The organism is Candidatus Protofrankia datiscae (assembly GCF_000177615.2).
Classification (GTDB): Bacteria; Actinomycetota; Actinomycetes; order Frankiales; family Frankiaceae; genus Protofrankia; species Protofrankia coriariae.
Genome location: NC_015656.1, coordinates 5,230,535 through 5,249,723 on the forward strand (window position 1 = coordinate 5,230,535; position 19,189 = coordinate 5,249,723).

Sequence of the window (19,189 nt, forward strand, 5' to 3'; positions counted from 1 at the left end):
AGTAACTCGTACCCATGCTACCCGCCGGTAACCATCCTTGGTACAGATGCGTGGAACTCGGAACAACGAGCCGGAGCGAGCCAGACCCATGACATTGCGTAGCGAATGACATGGCGCAGCGAAACTCTCCGCGTGGACGCGATGGAAAGGCGTCCGGCTCTGTGGCGCTCTATGGCGCCTGACTCCGCGACGGGAAGACTCCCACGCCATCACCGGAGAAAACGATCGTTCTTCTCCCGCGCCCGGATTCCGCCGCGGTTCCTTCGCCGCGGCTTCCGAGACCCGGCCGGCCGCCTGGAAAACCGTCCCGGATACGTACGCCCGGGGCGGACGACGATCCGCCGGAGACGGCCTACGAGACGTCCCCCCAGCGCAGGTTGCCGTCGGGATCGCGCAGGCAGATCACGGGACGCCCGTTGGCCCCCTGAACAACCTGGCCGGTGTCGGTGACGGTGCATTCGGCGTTCGGCACGGGAGCGGCCGGTTCGGGCGGCGGCGGGCTGGCCAGCCCCCAGCGCGGCTGACCCGGGTCCGTCCGCTGGCAGTACAGGATCAGCCCGTTGATGGCCTGTCGTGGGGCGATGTCGCGCGCGGGTACGCACGGCTGGCCCACGAACACCGCGGGCGGCCAGTACGACGAGTCAGGATCCAGCAGGGTGTCGGGGACGTCGCCCGGCGCGGCGGGATCGGACGCTCCCGGGGAGGCCTGCGTGCCCGGAGATGCCTGCGTGCCCGGGGCGGCGGTGTCCGTCCCGCCGGTCGCGGCCGGTGGCGGCCCGGAGCGTTCACTCGGCCCGCCCGGGGAGCCCGTGGCCGAGGCTCGTGGCGCGGACATCTCGATGTCGCTCCCGGACGACCCGCAGCCGGCCAGCAGGAGCGCCGTCAGCCCGACCGCCGCGGCGGCACCTGCCACGCTCCGGGCACGGGTTGCGGCATTGGCCCATAGACACCCGTGTCCTGCATGTCCAGTCGCCACACCGTCCAGCTTAGGCCGTGTCAGCCGGATGTTGGTTGATGCGGGTGGCCGGCCGGGCGCCGCCCGCGGTCGACGATCGACCAACGATCGATCGGAGATGGATCGGGGATGAACCGGAGATGGCCTGCGCATCGACCGGCAGGGCACGGCGGCGGACGGGAAACACGACCGATCCGGCGGGCGCCGGCCAGGATTCCAGACTGGCATGAACCAGGCGTGACCGGATCGGGACGCATTCCTCGCCACTGTGGGACAGATCACGATCACCGGAAACGACTGACATCGCCATCCCGTCCCGTACGGCGGTTCTCCGGCCTACGATCCGGCACATGGTCGCCTGCCCGACATGCGGAAAGGCCAATCAGGAGGAAGCACGCTTCTGCTTCTCCTGTGGTACTCCCCAGCCCACGTTCGGGATCGGCGCCCGCAAGACCGTCACGATCCTGTTCTGCGACGTCACCGGCTACACGGCCATCGGCGAGCAGATCGACTCCGAGCCGCTGCAACAGGTCATGTGGCGGTTCTTCAGCGCCGCCCGCGAGGTGATCTCCTCGCACGGGGGCAGCGTCGAGAAGTTCATCGGGGACGCCGTGTTCGCCGTCTTCGGCATCCCCGTCCTGCACGAGGACGACGCGCTGCGGGCCGCCCGCGCCGCATGCGGGATCCGCGCCAGCATGGACGTGCTCAACGCCGACCTGGAACGTGACTGGGGGTTCCGCTTCCGCATCCGCATCGGCATCAACACCGGCGAGGTCACCGTCGGCGGGCCGGGGACGGGCGGCGGCATCACCGGGGACGCCGTCAACGTCGCGTCCCGGCTGGAGGAGGCCGCCGCCCCCGGCGAGATCTTCATCGCGGACGCCACCCTGCGGCTGATCCGGCCGCACGTGCGCGCCGAACCGGTCGGGCCGCTGGTCGTCCAGGGCAAGAAGGCACCGCTGCGGGCCCACCGTCTGATCGACCTGGCTCACCCCGGGATCGGGCCGGGGGCGCGGTTCGCGCCCGAGGGTTTCGCCGCCCCCGTGATCGGCCGGGAGCGGGAGCGCCGCCGCCTCGACGACGCCCTCGAGCAGGTGATCGAGGAACGCACCTGCCACCTGTTCACCCTGCTCGGCCCGGCCGGTATCGGGAAGTCCCGAATGGTCCGGGAGTTCTGCGAGGCGATGGCGCCGCGGGCGACGGTGCTCACCGGGCGCTGCCTGTCCTACGGCGAGGGCATCACCTACTGGCCGCTGATGGAGATGGTCCGGCAGGCGACCGGGATGTCCGCCGACGAGAGCGCGCCCGAGGGCCGCCGCCGCCTGCGTGAGCTGCTGGACGAGGGCGGCAGCGTCACCGGGGACGCCGCCGCCGTGGTGGACGGGCTGGCGCCCCTGGTCGGGCTCGGCGGCGCCGAGGTCGGCGCGCAGGAGAGCTTCTGGGCGGTGCGGACCTTCCTCGCCGCGCTCGCCGAGAAACGTCCGCTGATCGTCTGGTTCGACGATGTGCACTGGGCCGAGCCGACCCTGCTGGACCTGATCGAACACGTCGCCGACTGGTCCCGGGAGGCGCCGATCCTGCTGCTGTGCCTGACCAGGCCGGAGCTGCTCGAGGAACGCCGGACGTGGGGCGGCGGCAAGCTCAACACCACGTCCATGCTGCTGCAGCCACTGAGCGAGGAGCGCTGCCAGCGCCTGATCCGTACCCTGATGGGCTCGAACGACCTCGACCCGGAGCTGGTCGCGCGCATCACCGACTCGGCCGCGGGCAACCCGCTGTTCGTCGAGCAGACGCTGGCGGCCCTCGTCGACGACGGGCTGCTGCGCCGCGAGGGCGACCACTGGATCGCCACCGACAACCTGGGCTCGGTCCAGGTCGCCCCGACGATCTCCGCGCTGCTCGCCGCCCGCCTGGACCGGCTCAACATCCACGAGCGCCGGGTCCTGGAGCGCGCAGCCGTGGTCGGGCAGCGTTTCTACCTGGACGCGGTGGTGGAGCTGTCCGCCCCGGCGGACCGGGCGGCGGTCGCCGAGCACTGCCTGTCACTGGTCCGCAAGGAGCTGGTCCATCCCGACCGGTCGGACCTGCCCGGGGTGGAGGCGTTCCGGTTCCTGCACGTCCTGCTGCGCGACTGCGCCTACCAGGCGACGTCGAAGCGGCAGCGGGCCGACCTGCACCAGGGATACGCGAGCTGGCTGCAGACCCGGATGGCCGGGCGGCCCGGTGAGCACGACGAGCTCGTCGGCTACCACCTGGAGCAGGCCTACCGGTACCGGGTCGAACTCGGGCTGCGCGACGCCGAGACCGAGGAGCTGGGACGGCAGGCCGCCACCTGCCTGATCGAGGCCGCCGACCGGGTCCGTCAAGGCGACGAGACGGGCGCGGCCGGGCTCCTCAAACGGGCGGTCAAACTACTTCCAGTGACAGACCCGCTGCGAATACGCGCCGAGATCGACCTTGGCTGGGCGCTGTACTCCTTCGGTCGTTTCAGCGACGCCGAACGCATGCTGCGCCAGGCGACCGACCGGGCCACCCGGATCGGTGAGGCGGGCCTGCGCGCCCACGCCCGTCTCGCCCACCTGCGGCTGATGTTCGCCACCAGCCCGGAGGGGCTGGTCGCCGAAACCCTCGGCGAGGCGACCCGAGCGTTACCGATCTTCGTGCAGAGCGGGGACGAGGTCGGCGCCGCGCTCGCCTGCCGCAGCCAGGCCGCCGCCTACATGGCGGCCGGCTGCTACGCCCTGGCGGAACGGGCGATGCAGGCCGCCGTCCGGCACGCCGAGGAGTCCGGGGTGCTGCGCGACGTCCAGACGACCAGGCGCGACCTCGTCCACCTGCTCAGCCTGGCCCCCCGGCCGGTCGGCGAGTCGATCGAGCGCGCGCAGCGGGCGCTGGCCGGTGTCGGCGACGACCGCGGCCTGCGCCGGTCCCTGCTCGCCCAGCTGGCGCTGCTGCACACGATGGCCGGGGAGCTCGACGCCGGCATGGACCACCTGGCCCGGGCCGAGGCGATCGACTGGGACGTGCGCAGCCCCCGCGGGGACCCGCTGTACGGGGGTTTCGTCGTCGCCCGGATCGCCCTGCTCACCGACGACCTCGACACCGCCGAGCACGAGCTGCGGCGCAGCTGCCGCCGGCTGGCCCGGATGGGCGAGCGCGCGCACCTGGCCACCCGTGCCGCGGCCCTCGCCGACGTCCTGGTCAAGCTCGGGCGTCTGGACGAGGCAACCACCTACGTGTCGCGCTCCCGCGACGCCGCCGCCGGCGACCAGGTGCCCGCCCAGGCGGGCTGGTGCGGGGTGCACGCCAAACTGCTCGCGATGCGGGGCCGGGACCGGGAGGTCGAGGCCGTGCGGTTCGCCGAGGCCGCCTGCGATCTCGCCGGCCGGACCGACGACTGGGACGGGCAGGCGCAGGCCTGGCTGACCTACGCCGAGGTGCTCCACCGGACCGGGCAGACCGACCTGGTCCGGCCGAAGGTCGACGCCGCGGTCACCTGCTACGAGAAGAAGGGCAACCTCACCGGGGCGGCGCAGGCCCGCCGACTGTCGGAGAACCTCACTGCCTCCGTCTGAGGGCCCCGTCCGGAGGGCCTCATCTGCCTTTGCCGGCCGCTGGCGCCTCTGCCTGCCGGGCCCTTCGGTCTGAGGCCTGTTGCCCACCTCCGCCGCTGCCGCTGCCACCGCCTGAGGCCCGGCCCGTCCGTCCGGGCCCGGTCCCCGGCCGTTCAGCCGGCCGGCCCCTGGCGGTCCGTCCGTCCGCTGATCTGGTCGCGGGCGGTTCTAGAACCCCGCCGGCCGCCGGCCACCGCCTGCCGGGTCGTCCGGGCTCCCGGGCGTGGCCCCGTGCCCGCGGTCACAGGCCTCTTCCTGCAGGTAGTAGAGCTCCTCGGCCCACGCCCGGAAGCGTTCCACCGCGGCCAACTCCGCGGCCAGCGCACGGGCGATCCGGGCGATCGTGAGACGTTCCACCGGGCTGCGCAGCCACGGGCGGTCGGCCGCCTCCTCCTCGCTGGCCCGCTCGTAGGCCGCTCGGTGCAGGACGATCTCCGCCTGGGCGACCTCGATCTGCTCGATCAGCATCCGCATCCGCGTCCGCGTCCACAGCTCGGCGTCGCTTGGCATGGCCCGTCCAACCGGCCAGGGCCTGTTGCGGGGCCCGCTTAGCGGCGGGCCCTCCGAGCCGGCCGACTGCGTCACGGCGGACCTCGGCATGACAGACATGGTGACAGGCACCGCTTTACAGCCGGCGCCCGGCTGGGCCCGGTAATGATACCGCCGTCAGCCGCCGCCGTCCGGCGTCCGCAGCGTCACTCACCCTCTATGTACGAAGTCGGCGGCAGGAAGTGAATGCCCTGCGAGCATGGGTAAAACCGATGACGAGATAACGGAAAGGGATTACATCAGAACTTTCCGTGTTGTCGACGAAGGCCGGGGGGCACGGTGGCCGGATCGGTGGCGGTTGTACTGGGATTTCCACTCCTGCTGATGGTCGGTATGCTGGCCATGCAGCGGGTGGAACAAATGATCGAACGGGTGCGACGGCCGGCGCTGCGGGCCGTCCCGGACCTGGACGACACCTGCGTCGGGGTGGTTGAGGAGACCGGCCCGCCCCCGGCCCGGCTTCTGCGGCTGATCGTGTCCCGACACGCCGTCCGCCCCTGACCGACAGCCCGACGTCACCAGCCCCAGCATGCCGGGGCTGGTGAGAAGGATGCGTGGAAAAAGATGGCGCCGGTCAGCGTGGCGCGGAGCCGCTGACCGGCCGCGGGCTGATCAGCGCGCGGAGCTGGTGGCGGTGGCTCTGGGCGTCCCGGTGGCCGGCCGTCGCGACCCGGGTTCGACGTGTAGCCGGCCGGTCAGGCCGGTGGAACGCAACAACGCCATGAACGCCGGGGACGCCCCCCGGATCCGCACGGTCGAGTGGACCCCGCGCAACAGCAGGTCGGCCCGCAGGAGCGCGGCCATCCCCGCGATGTCAATGGCGCTCAGACCGCCGACGTCCACCACCACGTCGGTGCCGCCACGGCCGAGCAGCTCGTGGATCTGCTGACGGAATCGCAACCGGCCACGGGTGTCGAGCTCGCCGTCGAGTATGATGATCACTTCGCGCTCGGACTGCGTCACCGACATCCGCAGCTGACCGGCCTGCACCTGCATGCTTTTGCCCCCCGGTGATACCGCCGGTTCCCCGCCACTGTCACCCGTTGCCACACCTCCGGATGAGACCGGATGAGAATCGTCAACAGCCGTGGTCTTTCCCCGAGCCACGAGATACACACACTCGACACAACGATACTACCGAGCGTGACCAAAGATTCCGACTCCCACGGGGCGCGGGCCCGGTGGGAGCTGCCGGGCGGCCAACGGGCCGGGTCCTGACGGTCACCAGGCCAGCACCGCGGGCCGGCACCGGGGTCACCGCGGGGCGCGTCGGGCCTCGCGAAAGCGGCGAATGAGGCTGTTGGTGGAACTGTCATGGGCCAGCCGTCCGGCATCGGCGGCCTCGGCGAGATTGTCACCGTCCGTGGTATCCGCCGACAGTTCCGGAATGATGCGCTGCGCCAGCAGTTTGCCGAGCTCCACCCCCCACTGGTCGAAACTGTTGATGTCCCAGAGCACGCCCTGGGTGAAGACCCTGTGCTCGTACAGGGCGATGAGCTGACCGAGGGTGAACGGCGTCAGCCGGTCCGCGAGAATCGTGTTGGTCGGCCGATTCCCCGGGAACGTCCGGTGCGGGACGAGGGCGGGGTCGACCCCTTCGGCGGCGACCTGTTCGGCGCCGCGGCCGAAGGCGAGCGCCTCGGTCTGGGCGAAGAAGTTCGCCATCAGCAGGACGTGGTGGTCCGTCCCGGTGTCCCGGCCTGTCGGCACGTCGTGGTTCGGGTGGACGAAGCCGATGAAGTCGGCCGGGACCAGCGCGGTGCCCTGGTGGATGAGCTGGAAGTAGGCGTGCTGGCCGTTGGTCCCGGGCGTGCCCCACACCACCGGGCCGGTGGGCGTGGACACCGGCCGGCCGGAGCGGTCCACGGACTTGCCGTTGCTCTCCATGTCGAGCTGCTGCAGATATGCCGGGAACCGTCCCAGATAGTGGCTGTAGGGCAGCACGGCATGGGTCTGCGCGCCGAAGAAGTCCCGGTACCACAGGCCGAGCAGCCCCAGCAGCACCGGCAGGTTCCGGTCGAACGGAGCCGTCCGGAAGTGGACGTCCATCGCGTGGAACCCGGCGAGCAGGTCACGGAAGTGCTCCGGCCCGATCGCCAGCATCAGGGAGAGGCCGATCGCGGAGTCCACCGAGTACCGCCCACCGACCCAGTCCCAGAACTCGAACATGTTGGCGCTGTCGATACCGAACCCGGTCACCTCCACCGTGTTCGTCGACACCGCCACGAAGTGGAACGGGACGGCGTCCGGCCCGAGCGCGTCGGTCACCCAGGCGCGGGCGGTGCGGGCGTTCGCGAGCGTCTCCAGGGTGGTGAACGTCTTGGACGAGACGACGAACAGCGTCTCGGCCGGGTCGAGGTCGTGGGTCGCCTCCCAGATGTCGGTGCCGTCGACGTTGGAGACGAAGCGGAACCGTATCGACCGGTCGGAGTAGTCGAGCAGCGCGTCGTACGCCATGGCCGGGCCGAGGTCCGAGCCGCCGATCCCGATGTTCACGACCGTCCGGATGTGCTTTCCGGTGGCGCCCCGCCAGACCCCGGAACGGACCTTGTCGGCGAACGCGGACATCCGCTGGAGCACGGCGTGCACCGCGGGCACCACGTTCACACCGTCCACCTCGATGACGGCGTCCGCGGGGGCGCGCAGCGCGACATGGAGCACCGCCCTGCCCTCGGTCGTGTTGATCCGCTGGCCGGTGAACATGGCTTCGATCTGCTCCCGCAGCCGGGCCCGTCCGGCCAGGGCGACCAGCAGCTCCACCGTCCGGGCGGTGATTCTGTTCTTGGAGAAGTCGAGGTGGAGGCCGTCGGCCGCCGCGGTGAGCGTCTCGCCCCGACGCGGGTCGTCGTCGAACAGGCCGCGCAGATGGACACCGGCAAGCTCAGCGTGGTGCTTCTCGAGCGCCGCCCATTCCGGCGTGCCGGTTATCAGGGAATCGTGCTGGACAGCACCAGGGGACGGCTCAATGGACGACATGATCTTCGGGAACCTCCCGGTTGGACGGCTGCGGGCGCGGGCGCGGCTGCGACATGCCCACGATGCTGCATGCCCCCGCGCCGGGTCCACGTCACCGCATGCCCAGCAGGTCACCGCGCGCGTCACCCGGAGGTCCGGCGCGACGGCGCGGTACCGCCGGGAACCGGCACAGGCCGCCCACCAGTCGATGTGACACTGTGAATGCGGATAGATCATGAACGTGACCGGCTGTCACTGGATATGATCTGTGTCACCCATCTGTCAGCGTCGGCTGTGACCCGCGACGGGATCGGCGGACGGTGACGGTCGTACACTCACGACTGTTTTGCGGCTCCGGCACGGATGCGGGAATGGCTGTCCATACGGTGGCGGACGGAACTGACCTTTGTTGATTGATCGCTCGCTGGTGGAGACCGCTCTCCCCGGCTACCAGGTCGAAGGCGAACTCGGCCGCGGTGGCTACGGGCTGGTCCTCGGCGGCCGTCATCGGCTGATCGGCCGCAACGTCGCGATCAAGGTGCTGCTCGACACGGCCAACGACGCGGACCTGCGGGCCCGCTTCCTCGCCGAGGCCCGCGTCCTGGCCGAACTCGACCACCCGCACATCGTGCGCATCCATGACTACATCGAGCATCGAGGCAGCTGTCTGCTCGTCATGGAGCTGCTCCCCGGCGGCACCCTGCGCCAGCGGCTGGCGACCGGCCCGATCCCCCCGGAGGCCACCTGCGCGCTGGGCCTGGCGGCCGCGGCGGCGCTGCAGGCCGCGCACGCCCACAACGTCCTGCACCGGGACATCAAGCCCGACAACATGATGTTCGCCTCCGACGGGCTGCTGAAGGTCACCGACTTCGGCGTCGCGAAGATTTTCGAGGGCACCGAGACGACCGCCAGCGGGATTCTCGGGACGCCGCGTTACATGGCCCCCGAGCAGATCACCGGAGGGCGGCTGCACGCCTCCACCGATCTCTACGCACTCGGCGGGGTGCTCTACGAATTACTCGCTCAACGGCCTCTTTTCGGCCGTTCCCTGTCCGTGGGCGAGCTCGTCAACCACCATCTCAACGTCACCCCGCTCCCGCTCGAGGGCATACCCGCCGCCATCAACACGGTCATCATGCGCATGCTGGCCAAGGAACCCGCCGCCCGCTTCGGCGGCGCCACCGAATTCGCCCTTGATCTCGCCCAGGCCGCCGCGGGCTCGTTCGGTCCGAGCTGGCTCACCCGCAGCGGCATCAAGGTGCGGGTGGACGACGAGGTGCGGCACGCGGCGCTGGGCCAGGTGTCCGGGTCGAATCCGTCCGCTCAGGGTGCCCAGGCACAGCCCCGACAGCCCGCTACGCCGGGATCCGGGCCCCAGCAGCCGCCGCGGCCGTGGCCCGCTGGCGCGCAGCCGCAGCCGCAGCCGCAGCCGCAGCCGCAGCCGCAGCCGCAGCCGCAGCCAGGATGGTCCGGGCCACAGGCACAACCACAGCCGGGATGGCCGCAGTCGCAACCGGGATGGTCCGGGCCGCAGCAGCCCCAGGCGGCGCAGGCGTATCCGCCTCCGTACGACGGCCGGGCCGCCCCCGGACCCCAGGCCCCCTACTGGGTGCCGCCAGCCGGGTATCCGCCGCCGGCCCAGCCGGCCGGTGGGGCCGCCGCCGGGCCGGCCCGGTACAGACTGGTGGCAGCCCAACCCGTTCGCTCCCGGCGGCGGGCCGTCCGGGCCGCAGGACGGGCGGGTGCCCGCGGGCGCGCAGCCACCCGCGGTACCCGGCCCGGGATGGCCGGCAGGGCAGCGGCGGCCGTCCCGCCGTCGGATGTGGTTGATCACAGGCGTCGTGTTCACGGTGGTCGCCGCGCTGAGCGTCGGTATCACGCTGGTGGTGACCAGAGGCGGGGGCACTCCGGCCCACTCCGCGCTGTTCGTGCCGGGCACCGCCTACTCGGGCACGGCGCTGACCCTGCCCGACCTGGACGCGTACGACGTCACGATCGACCGGGCGGGCGCGCTCTACATCACCGACTGGACCAGCCACCAGATACGTAAGATCCAGCCGGACGGGACCGTGGTCACCGTCGCCGGCACCGGCAGCGGCAACGCGGGCTTCGGCGGCGACGGCGGCCCGGCCACCCAGGCGGAGCTGAACAGCCCGGCCACGACGGCCGTCGACTCGGACGGCAACGTCTACATCAGCGACTCGCACAACCATCGCATCCGGAAGATCGATCCGCTGGGAATCATCACGACGATCGCCGGCACCGGCACGGCCGGCTTCTCCGGCGACGGCGGCCCGGCCACGGCGGCCCAGCTCAACGAGCCCTACGGGCTGGCGGTCGCCACAGACGACTCGATCTACATCTCCGACTACGAGAACCAGCGCATCCGGAAGATTGACCCGCTGGGAATCATCACGACGATCGCCGGCACCGGCACGGCCGGCTTCTCCGGCGATGGCGGCCCGGCCCTCCAGGCCCAGATCAAAAATCCCAACAACCTGGCGGTGGCCGCCGACGGCACCCTCTACATATCCGAGCTCGGCAACGCGCGGATCCGCAAGGTCAGCCCCAACGGCGTCATCACGACCGTCGCCGGGAACGGCACCTCCGGCTACGGCGGGGATGGCGGCCCGGCCACCGCGGCCCAGCTGCGCGTCCCCAGCGTCGCCCTCAGCCCGGACGGCGTCCTCTACATCGCCGACTACAGCAACGAGCGCATCCGGCGGGTGGCCACCAACGGTGTGATCACCACTGTCGCCGGCAACGGGACCGCGGGCTCGGCCGGGGACGGCGCGGCGGCGATCCGGGCGCAGCTGTCCAGCCCGACCGGCGTCACCGTCGACGGCGCCGGCAACCTCTACATCGCCGACGACAAGAACGACCGCGTCCGGCGCGTCAGCACCACCGGCATCATCACGACCGTTGCCCAGGCCGGGTAGACCGGCCGGAAACCGTCGGATCATGCTTCTTACCGCGTGTCGCCGGTCACCCGGGCAGCTGGCGACCGGCGGTGGTGCCACCATGTGCGCTCCATGCACTTCGTACACTTCAGGCACTTCGTTCGCTTGTGTACTTCGTTCGCTTCCCTGTTTCCCGCGCGCCGGCGACCCCGAGGAATCGAGTAGGACCACGACATGGCAGTCGACCGCGCACGGGTAGCGGCCGCGTTACCGGACTACGACGTCGGTGACGAGCTCGGCCGCGGGGGCTTCGGCGTGGTCTTCGCCGGCCGGCACAAACTGATCCAGCGTGATGTCGCCGTCAAGGTGCTGCCCGAGGAGGACGGCGGGGCCGAGGAGGTCCGCGAGCGGTTCCTGGTGGAGGCGCGGCTGCTCGCCGGGTTCGACCATCCTCATGTCGTCCGGGTCTACGACTATGTGGAACGCGGCGGCCTGTGCCTGCTGGTGATGGAGAAACTGACCGGCGGCAGCCTGCGCCAGCGGTTCGCCACCGGCCCGGACGGCCGGTGGCGGCGCGGCACCGGGCCTTCCGGGCCTGGCGGGTCGAACCAGCCGGCGGCCTGCGCGATCGGGCTGTCGGCCGCCACCGCGCTGGCCGCCGCGCACGCCCGCGGCGTCCTGCACCGGGACATCAAGCCGGACAACCTGCTGTTCACCGACGCCGGCCTGCCCAAGGTGACCGACTTCGGCATCGCCAAGATCCTTGAGACCACGGCGACCACCACCACCGGGCTGGTGGGCACACCGCGCTACATGGCGCCGGAGCAGATCAGCGGTGACCGGCTCAGCCCGGCGACGGACCTGTACGCCCTCGGGCTCGTCCTCTATGAGTTGCTGGCCGGCCGACCTCCGTTCGAGCGGCACCTGAGTGTCCCGGCGATGCTCCACCACCACCTCAACGTGCCTCCCGCACAGCTGACGGAGGCCCCGGAGCCGGTTGCCGCCGTGATCGGGCGCGCGCTGGAGAAGAGCCCGCCCGCCCGGCACTCCTCCGCCCAGGAGTTCGCCATCGATCTGGCGCGGGCCGCGGCCAGCGCCTACGGCCCCGGCTGGCTGACCGCCAGCAGGGTACCCACCAGCCTGCCGGACGCCGTCACCGCGGCGGCTCGAGGTGACGCGGCGGCCACGCCCCGGTCACCGGCGCAGCCGCGCCCGGCGACGACCCGGCCGTGGTGGTCGACGTCCGGCGCGGCCACTGGTACGGACACGGACACGGACGCGGGTACGGGCGGCGACACGACTCGGCTGGTCACCCCGGACTCCCCACCTGTCTCGGCAGCGGATCCGGCGGCCGGGTGGCCGGACGGCCGGGTACCGGCCCGGGTTGCCTGGCAGCCGGCCGGACAGCCTCTGGGAGGCCCGAGCCCCGAACCACCGGACGGCCGGTCGTCCAACTCGTTCACGGCTCCCACCCGGACCCCACCTCCCGGGCCACCGGACGGCCGGCCAACTGGCGGTGGCGAGCGAGGGCTGGAGTACCCCGAGGCGCACGGTTCCGGGGCACGCGGTTCGGGGGCACGGCGTGTGGCTGCCCTGTTCGGGCCGCGGCGCAACCGGATCGGCGCCGGTGTCCTGGTGCTCGTCCTGGTCGCCGTCGTCCTGGTCACGGTCTCGCGCGGCGGTTCCAGCCCGCGGCCGGGCCGGGCCGGGTACAGCGGCCCCGCCATCGCCGGTGCTCTCTCGTCGGTGAACGGCATCGCCGTCGGCACGGACGGGACCATCGTCGTGTCGGACGGCAGCGCTGGCCGTGTGCTGACGCTGAGCCCGACCGGGACCGTCGAGTGGCTGGCTGGTTCCCGCCCGCCGTCACCGAGGCCGGCGGCCGGGGCAAGCGCACAGCCCACGGCCGACACCGACGCCCGCCGGAGGGTCCTGGCCTCACCGAGCAGCGTGGCGGTCGACACCACCGGCGCGATCTACGTCGCCACCAGCACCTCCGACGGCCAGATCTTCAGGATCACCAGGGACGGCGGCATCTCCGTGGTCGCCGGCAGCGGCCCCGAACTGGACGGATTCACGGGAAACAACGGGGCCGCAACCGCCGCGGAACTGTCGCAACCACACGGGATCGCGGTCGACGACAACGGCGACATCCTCTTTTCCGAAGGCAGTCGGGTACGGAAGGTCACAGTCGCCACCGGGAGGATCGCCGCGGTCGCGGGCTCGTCGACCAGCGGAACGTCGGGTGACAACGGCCCGGCCGCCGACGCCCTGTTGAGCGTTCCGACGGACGTCGTCATCGCCAGGGACGGCAGCATCTACATCCTCGACGGAGAGGCGGAAACGGTCCGAAAGATCAGCCTGAAGGGCGTCATCTCCCGTTTCGCCGGCACGGCACCGCCAGCGACCGGCACGGCGGGCACGGCGTCGCACACGCCGACTGCCTCACCGCCGCCGGTCGGCAGCGCCGGGGACGGCTCCCCGGCAACCGCGGTGACGCTCGGCGATCCCGACGGGATCGCACTCGCACCCAACGGCGATCTCTACATCGCCGACTACGCGAACAACGTGATCCGGCTGGTGGACGCGGCCAGCGGCGTGATCAGTACCTTCGCCGGGTCGCGTACCGCCACCGAGCCCGGGGACGGCGGGGACGCGCGGGAGGCCCGGGTCTACGCGCCGACCGGGGTCGCCGTCGACGGCACCGGCGCGGTCTACATCGCCCAGTACGGCGGGATCGTCCGCCGGGTCGGGCCGGACGGCCTCATATCCACCATCCTCAAGCCCTCCTGACAGCACCGGACACCAGCGACGTATACCGCGCCGGCCGCCACCGCAGCCTGCCCCGCCGGCCTTGTCCCGGCCGGCCCCACACCGTTCCCTGCCGCCTCATATCGGTGCGCCCGCTCCCGGCTGTGCGAGCGCACCGGGCCGCTTGTGGACAGCGCGATTCCTACCGGCGTCGAGCGATGACGGGACGTTCGGCATCGTGGCCGTCAACGGCGCCACCTGCCCTGCTTCCCGGACAGATGACACCCAGAGTAGTTATCTGATTACGCAAACGAGCGGTCGACATGTCGGCGACCGTGGACGGCGGGAGGCTCCGGAGAGCGTGGACGGCGCCTGTCCACCCCGTCTCCCGCGAGGTCCGACATGACCGTGAAGAAACTGACGCACCTGTCCCTGCTCGCACTGCTGATCTTTTATCTGGCGAACACGCCCAGTGATGCCGCTTACGTGGTCCACTCGGCGGTCAGCGTGCTCGGGGACGCCGCGGAAGGCTTGTCCCATTTCGTCACAGAGGTCGCATGAGACGCCGAACGGGATCGGACGGGACAGCGCATGAACCGTGACGCAATGATCATTGATGTTCGCCGCTCCCACCGCGAGGCCGGCGGGCTCCCCCGACCATGCCCGTGGGGGCGGCCGAGGTTGTACGGGATACCCGGGCGAACGGCGGCGCCCACGCGGACACGCCCGGACACGGCGGACCCGCCTCATCCGCGGCGGCACACGTAGCGGCGGTATATGTAGCGGCGGTATATGTGACATACATGGCGGCCTACCTGGCGACCAGGCACGGGGCAGCCAGCCGTGTGACAGCTGATCAGGCGGCAGCCGGTCAGGTGGCGGCCAGCGGGCGAGTGACCGCCACGATCGACGTCCAGTCCGACAGGGCGGACTGGACCACACCCCAGCGGGCGCCCTTCGCCGCAATCACCCGGCCGTTCCCCACGTACATGCCGACGTGGCCCGGTGCCGCGGGGGTGCCGTCGGCCCCGGGGATGAACAGCAGGTCACCGGGCTGCGGATCCACGGCGGACACCAGCGGGCCCGCCCGCATCTGGTCCACGGTGACCCGTGGCAGCGACACCCCGATCCGCTGGTACGCCGCCTGCACCAGCGAGGAGCAGTCCCAGGCGTCCGGGCCGGTCGCGCCCCACACGTAGGGCTTGCCGATCTGGCTCTCCATGAACGCCAGCACCGGGGCCACCGCGGCCGCCGACACCGTGCCCGCGACCATGGCGTCGATGACGTCGCCATAGACCTGTGCCTGGGCGAGGATGGTCCGGACGTAGTTACGGGTCTCCGGGTACGGCGGAACACCGGCGTAGGCGAGCACCGCGCCCGGCCCGGCGTTGTAGGCCGCGAGCATCTTCTCCCGTGGATCCGCCGAAACGGACGCCGTCGCCGCGGCCACCGCACAGTCGTAACGGGCCGCGGCGGGGATGGCGTCCGCCGGGTTCCACACGTCGTCCTGGCCGTGGACCGCCCAGGTCCCGGGCATGAACTGGGCGATACCCATCGCGCCGACAGCGGAGCGGGCGGACGGGTTGAAACCGGACTCCTGGTGTAGCTGAGCGGCCAGCACCGCCGGCGACACCTCGGCGCAACCGGCGTTGCTCGCGGCCTCGATGATCATCGGCAGATACTCCGGCGGGATGCCGGCGGCGTTCCTGATCGTCCGGCGCACGTCGGAACCGTCGTTCCCGATGAAGGGGCCGGCAATGATCACGACGATGGCCGTGACACCGAAGACGAACGCGGCGATGCTGCCGGCCAGCCCCAGCCCGCCCCAGAGCATCCATCGTTGCCGGCGCCGACGGGCGCGGGCGCTCCCCCCTGCCACGGCGTCAGCGGCCCGGTGCGTCGCCGTAGGAGTTCGCCAGGTCCGCGCCGGCCACCAGCCAGGTGCCGTCGGTCTGGCGGAGCAGGGTGAGCGCCGGGTTCGACACCGTCTCGACGCGGTCGCCGACCCGGTCGCTCACGGTCGTGCGCCGGACGTTGAGCAGCAGCACGACCCGGCCGCTGGCGGTGCTGTCGACACCGCCGAGCGGCGAGGTGGCGAGCACCTCGACGGTGGACCGGCTGCCCAGCTCCCGCAGTTCCAGCCAGCCCCGCGCCGGCTCCTCGGTGGCGGTGGCGGCCCGTTCCCCGCCGAGCTGGGCGAAGAAGTCCGGGGTCATGCAGGTGCGGACGCGCAGCAGACCGGCGTCCGGTCCGCTGTCGGCCCGGGTGTCGTAGGACTGCCAGCGGGTGAAGCAGTCCACCGCGACGCTTCCGGGATCATGGGGGTCGAGCGGGGCGGAGGCCAGCGGTGAGGCGGTGGCAAGTGGCGGACCAGGTGGCTGGCTCGCGGCCGGCGGTGGCCCGGTCGCGGTCGGGGCGCTGCTCGCCCGGGCCACGACGTCACGCACGGCCGAACAGGCCGACACACCGCACAGCAGCACCGGCGCCGCCGCCACCAGCACGCACAGCCTGGACGCGCCCCGCACGAGCATCCGCGAAGGCGCCCGCCCGACCGACATGCCGGAAAAGATCACTCCCTGCCGTCCAGCCAGTCCCTGACCCGACCACGGCGGATTCGCCACTGGTGGCCGACCTTGCGAGCCGGGATCTCCCGTTCGGACAGCAGCCTGAGCACCGTGCTCTCCGACAGCCGCAGCCACGCGACCAGCTCGTCGACCGTCAGCACGTCATCGTCCGCGGGATCCCTGCCCGCCGCGAACGCCGCCACCGAGACGCCCTCCTGTGCCACGTGACGGCCTCCCTCTCCGAGCACATACCGCCGGCGCAGGAAGTTACACCCACCCAAGCCACCCTGACGACCCCCAAAGGAGCCTTGTCATACTTGAACTGCTCGTGTTACATCGATCCGTCCGAAGTTCAAGCCAAGCAACCGTAAGCAGCAGTAACAGGCACTAACCAGCCGGAGAATACCACGGAGGTCGACAGCGCGTGACCGATGTGTCGCGGGAGCCCTACGGCGATGACGGTGACGCGCGTCCCGTCTCGCTGATCGGTACACGCCTCCCCGGGGCGGGTCCACGGCCGGATTCGACGACCCGTGATGACGTACCCGCCGCCGGAACCACAACCAGCGGCAGCCCGCCGCCACCAAGATCTTCTTCTGCTGTCGAGCCGGGTACGGACACCCGGGCCGGACGGATCACCAGACGTCTGCGCCGCCGGTCGCGCGATAATCCGGGCGGGCGCGCCTCCGCCGACGCGGACGACCCGCGTCAGGCCGAAGCGTTCCTGCTGCAGGACGCCGGGAGCACCACCACACCGCCAGCGGTCACCCCCGGTGACTCCGAGGGGCCGGCTGTCCCGGCTGCCACCGATCCCGCGGCTGCCAGCCCCGCCGTCACGGCCCCGGTCACGGTCGACGCGTCGGACGCTCCCGAGGCCGTCGACCCGTCATCCGCGGCGTCGGGGGCCGACGGTCCCGCCGAGGTTCCCCCGCCCCGGCCGGCGGGGGAACCCGCGGCGGCCGCGGGCGACGCCGCGAGCGCTGGAGCGGCTGGGGCTGGGACTGGAGCCGAGGAGCGGCGGGCCGGCGCCGGCCGGCCGGGCGCCGTGGAGGCGGCCGCGGATGGTCACCCGCCAGCGGTCCCCGCCGCGGCGGAGCCAACCGGTACGCCCACCGCCGGACCAGCCGGTACCCGCGCCGGTGACGGCCGGCCGCAAGCCGTCCACCACTCCGGCGCCCCTGCCGGGCGGGCCACGCCGGCCACGGACGGTGCCGAGACATCCACTCCGGCCGCCCGGGAGACAGCCGCCGAGGAACCCACGCCGGGCGACGACCACACGCCGTCCGTACAGCCGTTCGGCACCGGATCCGGCGGTCGTCCCGCCGCCACGGCCCGCCCGTCGGGGCGACCGTCCGCGCACGCTCCCCGGATGGCGGCCGTCCCAGCGGTACCGACGCCGGCACCGGCAGCCGCCCAGCCGGACGTCCAGTCACCGGTGCGGTCAGCGACCACCTCGGCCGTCACACCGGCTGGAACACCGAACTCGTCGTCACAGCCGTCCTCCGAACAGTCGCCGTCTGTCGGCTCTTCGGCACCAGCCCTCCCGCCGGCGGCGAACGACCCCGCTGGCCCCACCCCGGCGGGACACGGCCGGCGGTCGGCACTGCTTCCGGCGATCCGCGGCCCCCGCGGCGGACGTGAGCTGTGGCCCTGGCAGGAGCCCTGGGACGATGCCACCGAGCTGGCGCCCTGGGAGGAGATCCCCATCCGGGAGTCCCTCGCCGACCGGGTCGCCGCGCCGCTGGAAGGCTCCTGGCGGATCGCGGTCACCTCGCTGATCGGCGGTTCGGGACGCACCACCGTCACGGCGATGCTCGGGATGACCCTGGCCGGCATCCGCGCCGAGCCCGTGGTCGCCCTCGACATCTCCGGTGACCTGGAACGCGTCACGGCCACCGGCGACTCCGACGCGGAGGTCGAGTTCGGCGCCTCACTCGCGGAACGCGTCGGCGTGCGCCCATCTGTGACGCTCAGTGATCTGGTCGCGGATGCGATCTCCTACCGGGCCCGCCGTGGCGGCACCCCACGACCGCCCCGGGAGATCCGCTGGCTGATCGGCGGCGACGCCGTCGGGGCAGCCACGCCGGCCCAGGCCACCGCGGGCTTCGACGTCCTGCCCGCCTACCGCCCCACCGACGCCCCCCAGCCCGCCGGGCGAGCCACACCGGGCGAGACGGCGGCCCCCGCCCCCGGCGGCGCCGTTGCGGCTCCCGCCAGCGACACCGGAACGCAGCCGGCTCCGCTGGTGGCGGCCGGCATACCGGGCCCGCCCAGCCCGCAGGTGCTCGCGGCTGGCCTGCGCACCCTGGAACAGACGTACCCGCTGGTGCTCGTCGACACCCCGCTGGACTGGGACAGCAAGTTCGCATCGATCACATTCGGTGACGCGGATGTGATCCTGCTGGTCGTGCCGGCGCTTCCCAGCGATCTGGCCGAAACGTCCGCCGCCATCCATGGGGCGGCCGCCCTGCGCGCCCACGGCACAGGCCCGCGACCAGCGGTGATCGTAGCCGCGGTGTCGGTCCGCCGCGGACGGTGGTCACCGCAGACCCGCTCGGCCGCGGCCAAACTGGCCCGGCGGGTCGATGCGCTGGTGCGCATCCCGTATGACACACGACTTGACGACGAACTGCCCGACCATGCCCGCGGCGCTGCCCGGCACCGCCCGGGCTCGCTGCCCGGCGGCCGCCCGCCGATCGTCTTCTCCCGGGTGCGGTGGCGCAGCCGGCGGGCATTTCTCCGGCTGGCCGCGACCGTCATCGACGCCTGCGATGATCCCGACAGTGCGGAACCCGAGAAGAATGAGAGCGACAACACAACCATCGCCACCGCCGCCGCCTCCGAAGATCGCGGCTTGATTCCCGGCGTATGATCCGACGATCTACGCGCCGAACCGAGTTC

General features: G+C 72.0%; 14 protein-coding genes. 7 read left to right on the top strand and 7 right to left on the bottom strand.

Translation table 11 applies throughout. From position 1 onward, the window contains the following. Positions 1-352: 352 nt before the first annotated feature. Positions 353-913, bottom strand: a complete 561-nt coding sequence (locus FSYMDG_RS23605; RefSeq protein WP_013875569.1) for a hypothetical protein — start codon at positions 911-913, stop codon at positions 353-355. A 392-nt stretch (positions 914-1,305) separates the two neighbouring features. On the opposite strand from FSYMDG_RS23605, the gene FSYMDG_RS21995 reads away from it, so the two are divergent. Next, the gene (locus FSYMDG_RS21995; RefSeq protein ID WP_013875570.1) at positions 1,306-4,530 is read left to right on the top strand and encodes an adenylate/guanylate cyclase domain-containing protein; all 3,225 of its coding nucleotides are present in this window, start codon (positions 1,306-1,308) and stop codon (positions 4,528-4,530) included. A 207-nt stretch (positions 4,531-4,737) separates the two neighbouring features. Here FSYMDG_RS21995 and FSYMDG_RS23610 read toward each other — a convergent pair whose 3' ends face one another. After that, positions 4,738-5,079 carry a hypothetical protein gene (locus FSYMDG_RS23610; protein ID WP_013875571.1) on the bottom strand — a complete coding sequence of 114 codons (342 nt, stop codon included), beginning with the start codon at positions 5,077-5,079 and terminating at the stop codon, positions 4,738-4,740. 330 nt (positions 5,080-5,409) lie between these two features. Here FSYMDG_RS23610 and FSYMDG_RS26590 point away from each other — a divergent pair, with 330 nt between their 5' ends. Continuing rightward, positions 5,410-5,619, top strand: a complete 210-nt coding sequence (locus FSYMDG_RS26590) for a hypothetical protein (RefSeq protein ID WP_131774138.1) — start codon at positions 5,410-5,412, stop codon at positions 5,617-5,619. Positions 5,620-5,730: 111 nt separating this feature from the next. Here FSYMDG_RS26590 and FSYMDG_RS22005 read toward each other — a convergent pair whose 3' ends face one another. Beyond that, entirely contained in the window at positions 5,731-6,114 is a 384-nt protein-coding gene (locus tag FSYMDG_RS22005) for an STAS domain-containing protein (RefSeq protein ID WP_013875573.1), read from the bottom strand. A 258-nt stretch (positions 6,115-6,372) separates the two neighbouring features. Beyond that, on the bottom strand, positions 6,373-8,094 hold the full coding sequence (gene pgi / locus FSYMDG_RS22010) for a glucose-6-phosphate isomerase (RefSeq protein ID WP_013875574.1): 1,722 nt from the start codon (positions 8,092-8,094) through the stop codon (positions 6,373-6,375). 385 nt (positions 8,095-8,479) lie between these two features. Here pgi and FSYMDG_RS29040 point away from each other — a divergent pair, with 385 nt between their 5' ends. The 4 genes from FSYMDG_RS29040 (at position 8,480) to FSYMDG_RS26985 (ending at position 14,285) form a co-directional block, all read left to right on the top strand. Next, a complete protein-coding gene (locus tag FSYMDG_RS29040) occupies positions 8,480-10,123 on the top strand; it encodes a serine/threonine-protein kinase (RefSeq protein ID WP_237702913.1) in 1,644 nt (547 codons plus the stop codon). Positions 10,124-10,142: 19 nt separating this feature from the next. After that, entirely contained in the window at positions 10,143-11,012 is an 870-nt protein-coding gene (locus tag FSYMDG_RS29045; RefSeq protein ID WP_237703173.1) for a hypothetical protein, read from the top strand. Positions 11,013-11,207: 195 nt separating this feature from the next. Further along, positions 11,208-13,766, top strand: coding sequence for a serine/threonine-protein kinase (locus FSYMDG_RS22020; RefSeq protein ID WP_013875576.1), 2,559 nt, complete (start codon positions 11,208-11,210; stop codon positions 13,764-13,766). A 360-nt stretch (positions 13,767-14,126) separates the two neighbouring features. Beyond that, entirely contained in the window at positions 14,127-14,285 is a 159-nt protein-coding gene (locus FSYMDG_RS26985; protein WP_013875577.1) for a hypothetical protein, read from the top strand. Positions 14,286-14,595: 310 nt separating this feature from the next. On the opposite strand, the gene FSYMDG_RS22025 is transcribed toward FSYMDG_RS26985, so the two are convergent. From FSYMDG_RS22025 to FSYMDG_RS22035, 3 genes are read right to left on the bottom strand one after another with little or no spacing between them, the layout of a single operon-like run. Next, positions 14,596-15,558, bottom strand: a complete 963-nt coding sequence (locus FSYMDG_RS22025; RefSeq protein WP_013875578.1) for an NlpC/P60 family protein — start codon at positions 15,556-15,558, stop codon at positions 14,596-14,598. Between the two features lie 49 nt (positions 15,559-15,607). After that, positions 15,608-16,297, bottom strand: a complete 690-nt coding sequence (locus FSYMDG_RS22030; protein WP_013875579.1) for a hypothetical protein — start codon at positions 16,295-16,297, stop codon at positions 15,608-15,610. Further along, positions 16,294-16,512: a helix-turn-helix domain-containing protein gene (locus FSYMDG_RS22035; RefSeq protein ID WP_013875580.1), complete on the bottom strand. Its 219-nt coding sequence runs from the start codon at positions 16,510-16,512 to the stop codon at positions 16,294-16,296. Before FSYMDG_RS22035 ends, FSYMDG_RS22030 begins: the two co-directional genes overlap by 4 nt. A 200-nt stretch (positions 16,513-16,712) precedes the next feature. On the opposite strand from FSYMDG_RS22035, the gene FSYMDG_RS22040 reads away from it, so the two are divergent. Next, positions 16,713-19,160 (top strand): hypothetical protein, encoded by a 2,448-nt coding sequence (locus FSYMDG_RS22040; protein WP_013875581.1) that lies wholly within the window; start codon positions 16,713-16,715, stop codon positions 19,158-19,160. Positions 19,161-19,189 lie beyond the last annotated feature (29 nt).

Bases quoted from the DNA above. Each gene is read 5' to 3' on its own strand.
- FSYMDG_RS21995 (WP_013875570.1), top strand. From the start codon at position 1,306: ATGGTCGCCTGCCCGACATGCGGAAAGGCCAATCAGGAGGAAGCACGC.
- FSYMDG_RS23610 (WP_013875571.1), bottom strand. From the start codon at position 5,079: ATGCCAAGCGACGCCGAGCTGTGGACGCGGACGCGGATGCGGATGCTG.
- FSYMDG_RS22005 (WP_013875573.1), bottom strand. From the start codon at position 6,114: ATGCAGGTGCAGGCCGGTCAGCTGCGGATGTCGGTGACGCAGTCCGAG.
- pgi (WP_013875574.1), bottom strand. From the start codon at position 8,094: ATGTCGTCCATTGAGCCGTCCCCTGGTGCTGTCCAGCACGATTCCCTG.
- FSYMDG_RS22020 (WP_013875576.1), top strand. From the start codon at position 11,208: ATGGCAGTCGACCGCGCACGGGTAGCGGCCGCGTTACCGGACTACGAC.
- FSYMDG_RS26985 (WP_013875577.1), top strand. From the start codon at position 14,127: ATGACCGTGAAGAAACTGACGCACCTGTCCCTGCTCGCACTGCTGATC.
- FSYMDG_RS22025 (WP_013875578.1), bottom strand. From the start codon at position 15,558: ATGCTCTGGGGCGGGCTGGGGCTGGCCGGCAGCATCGCCGCGTTCGTC.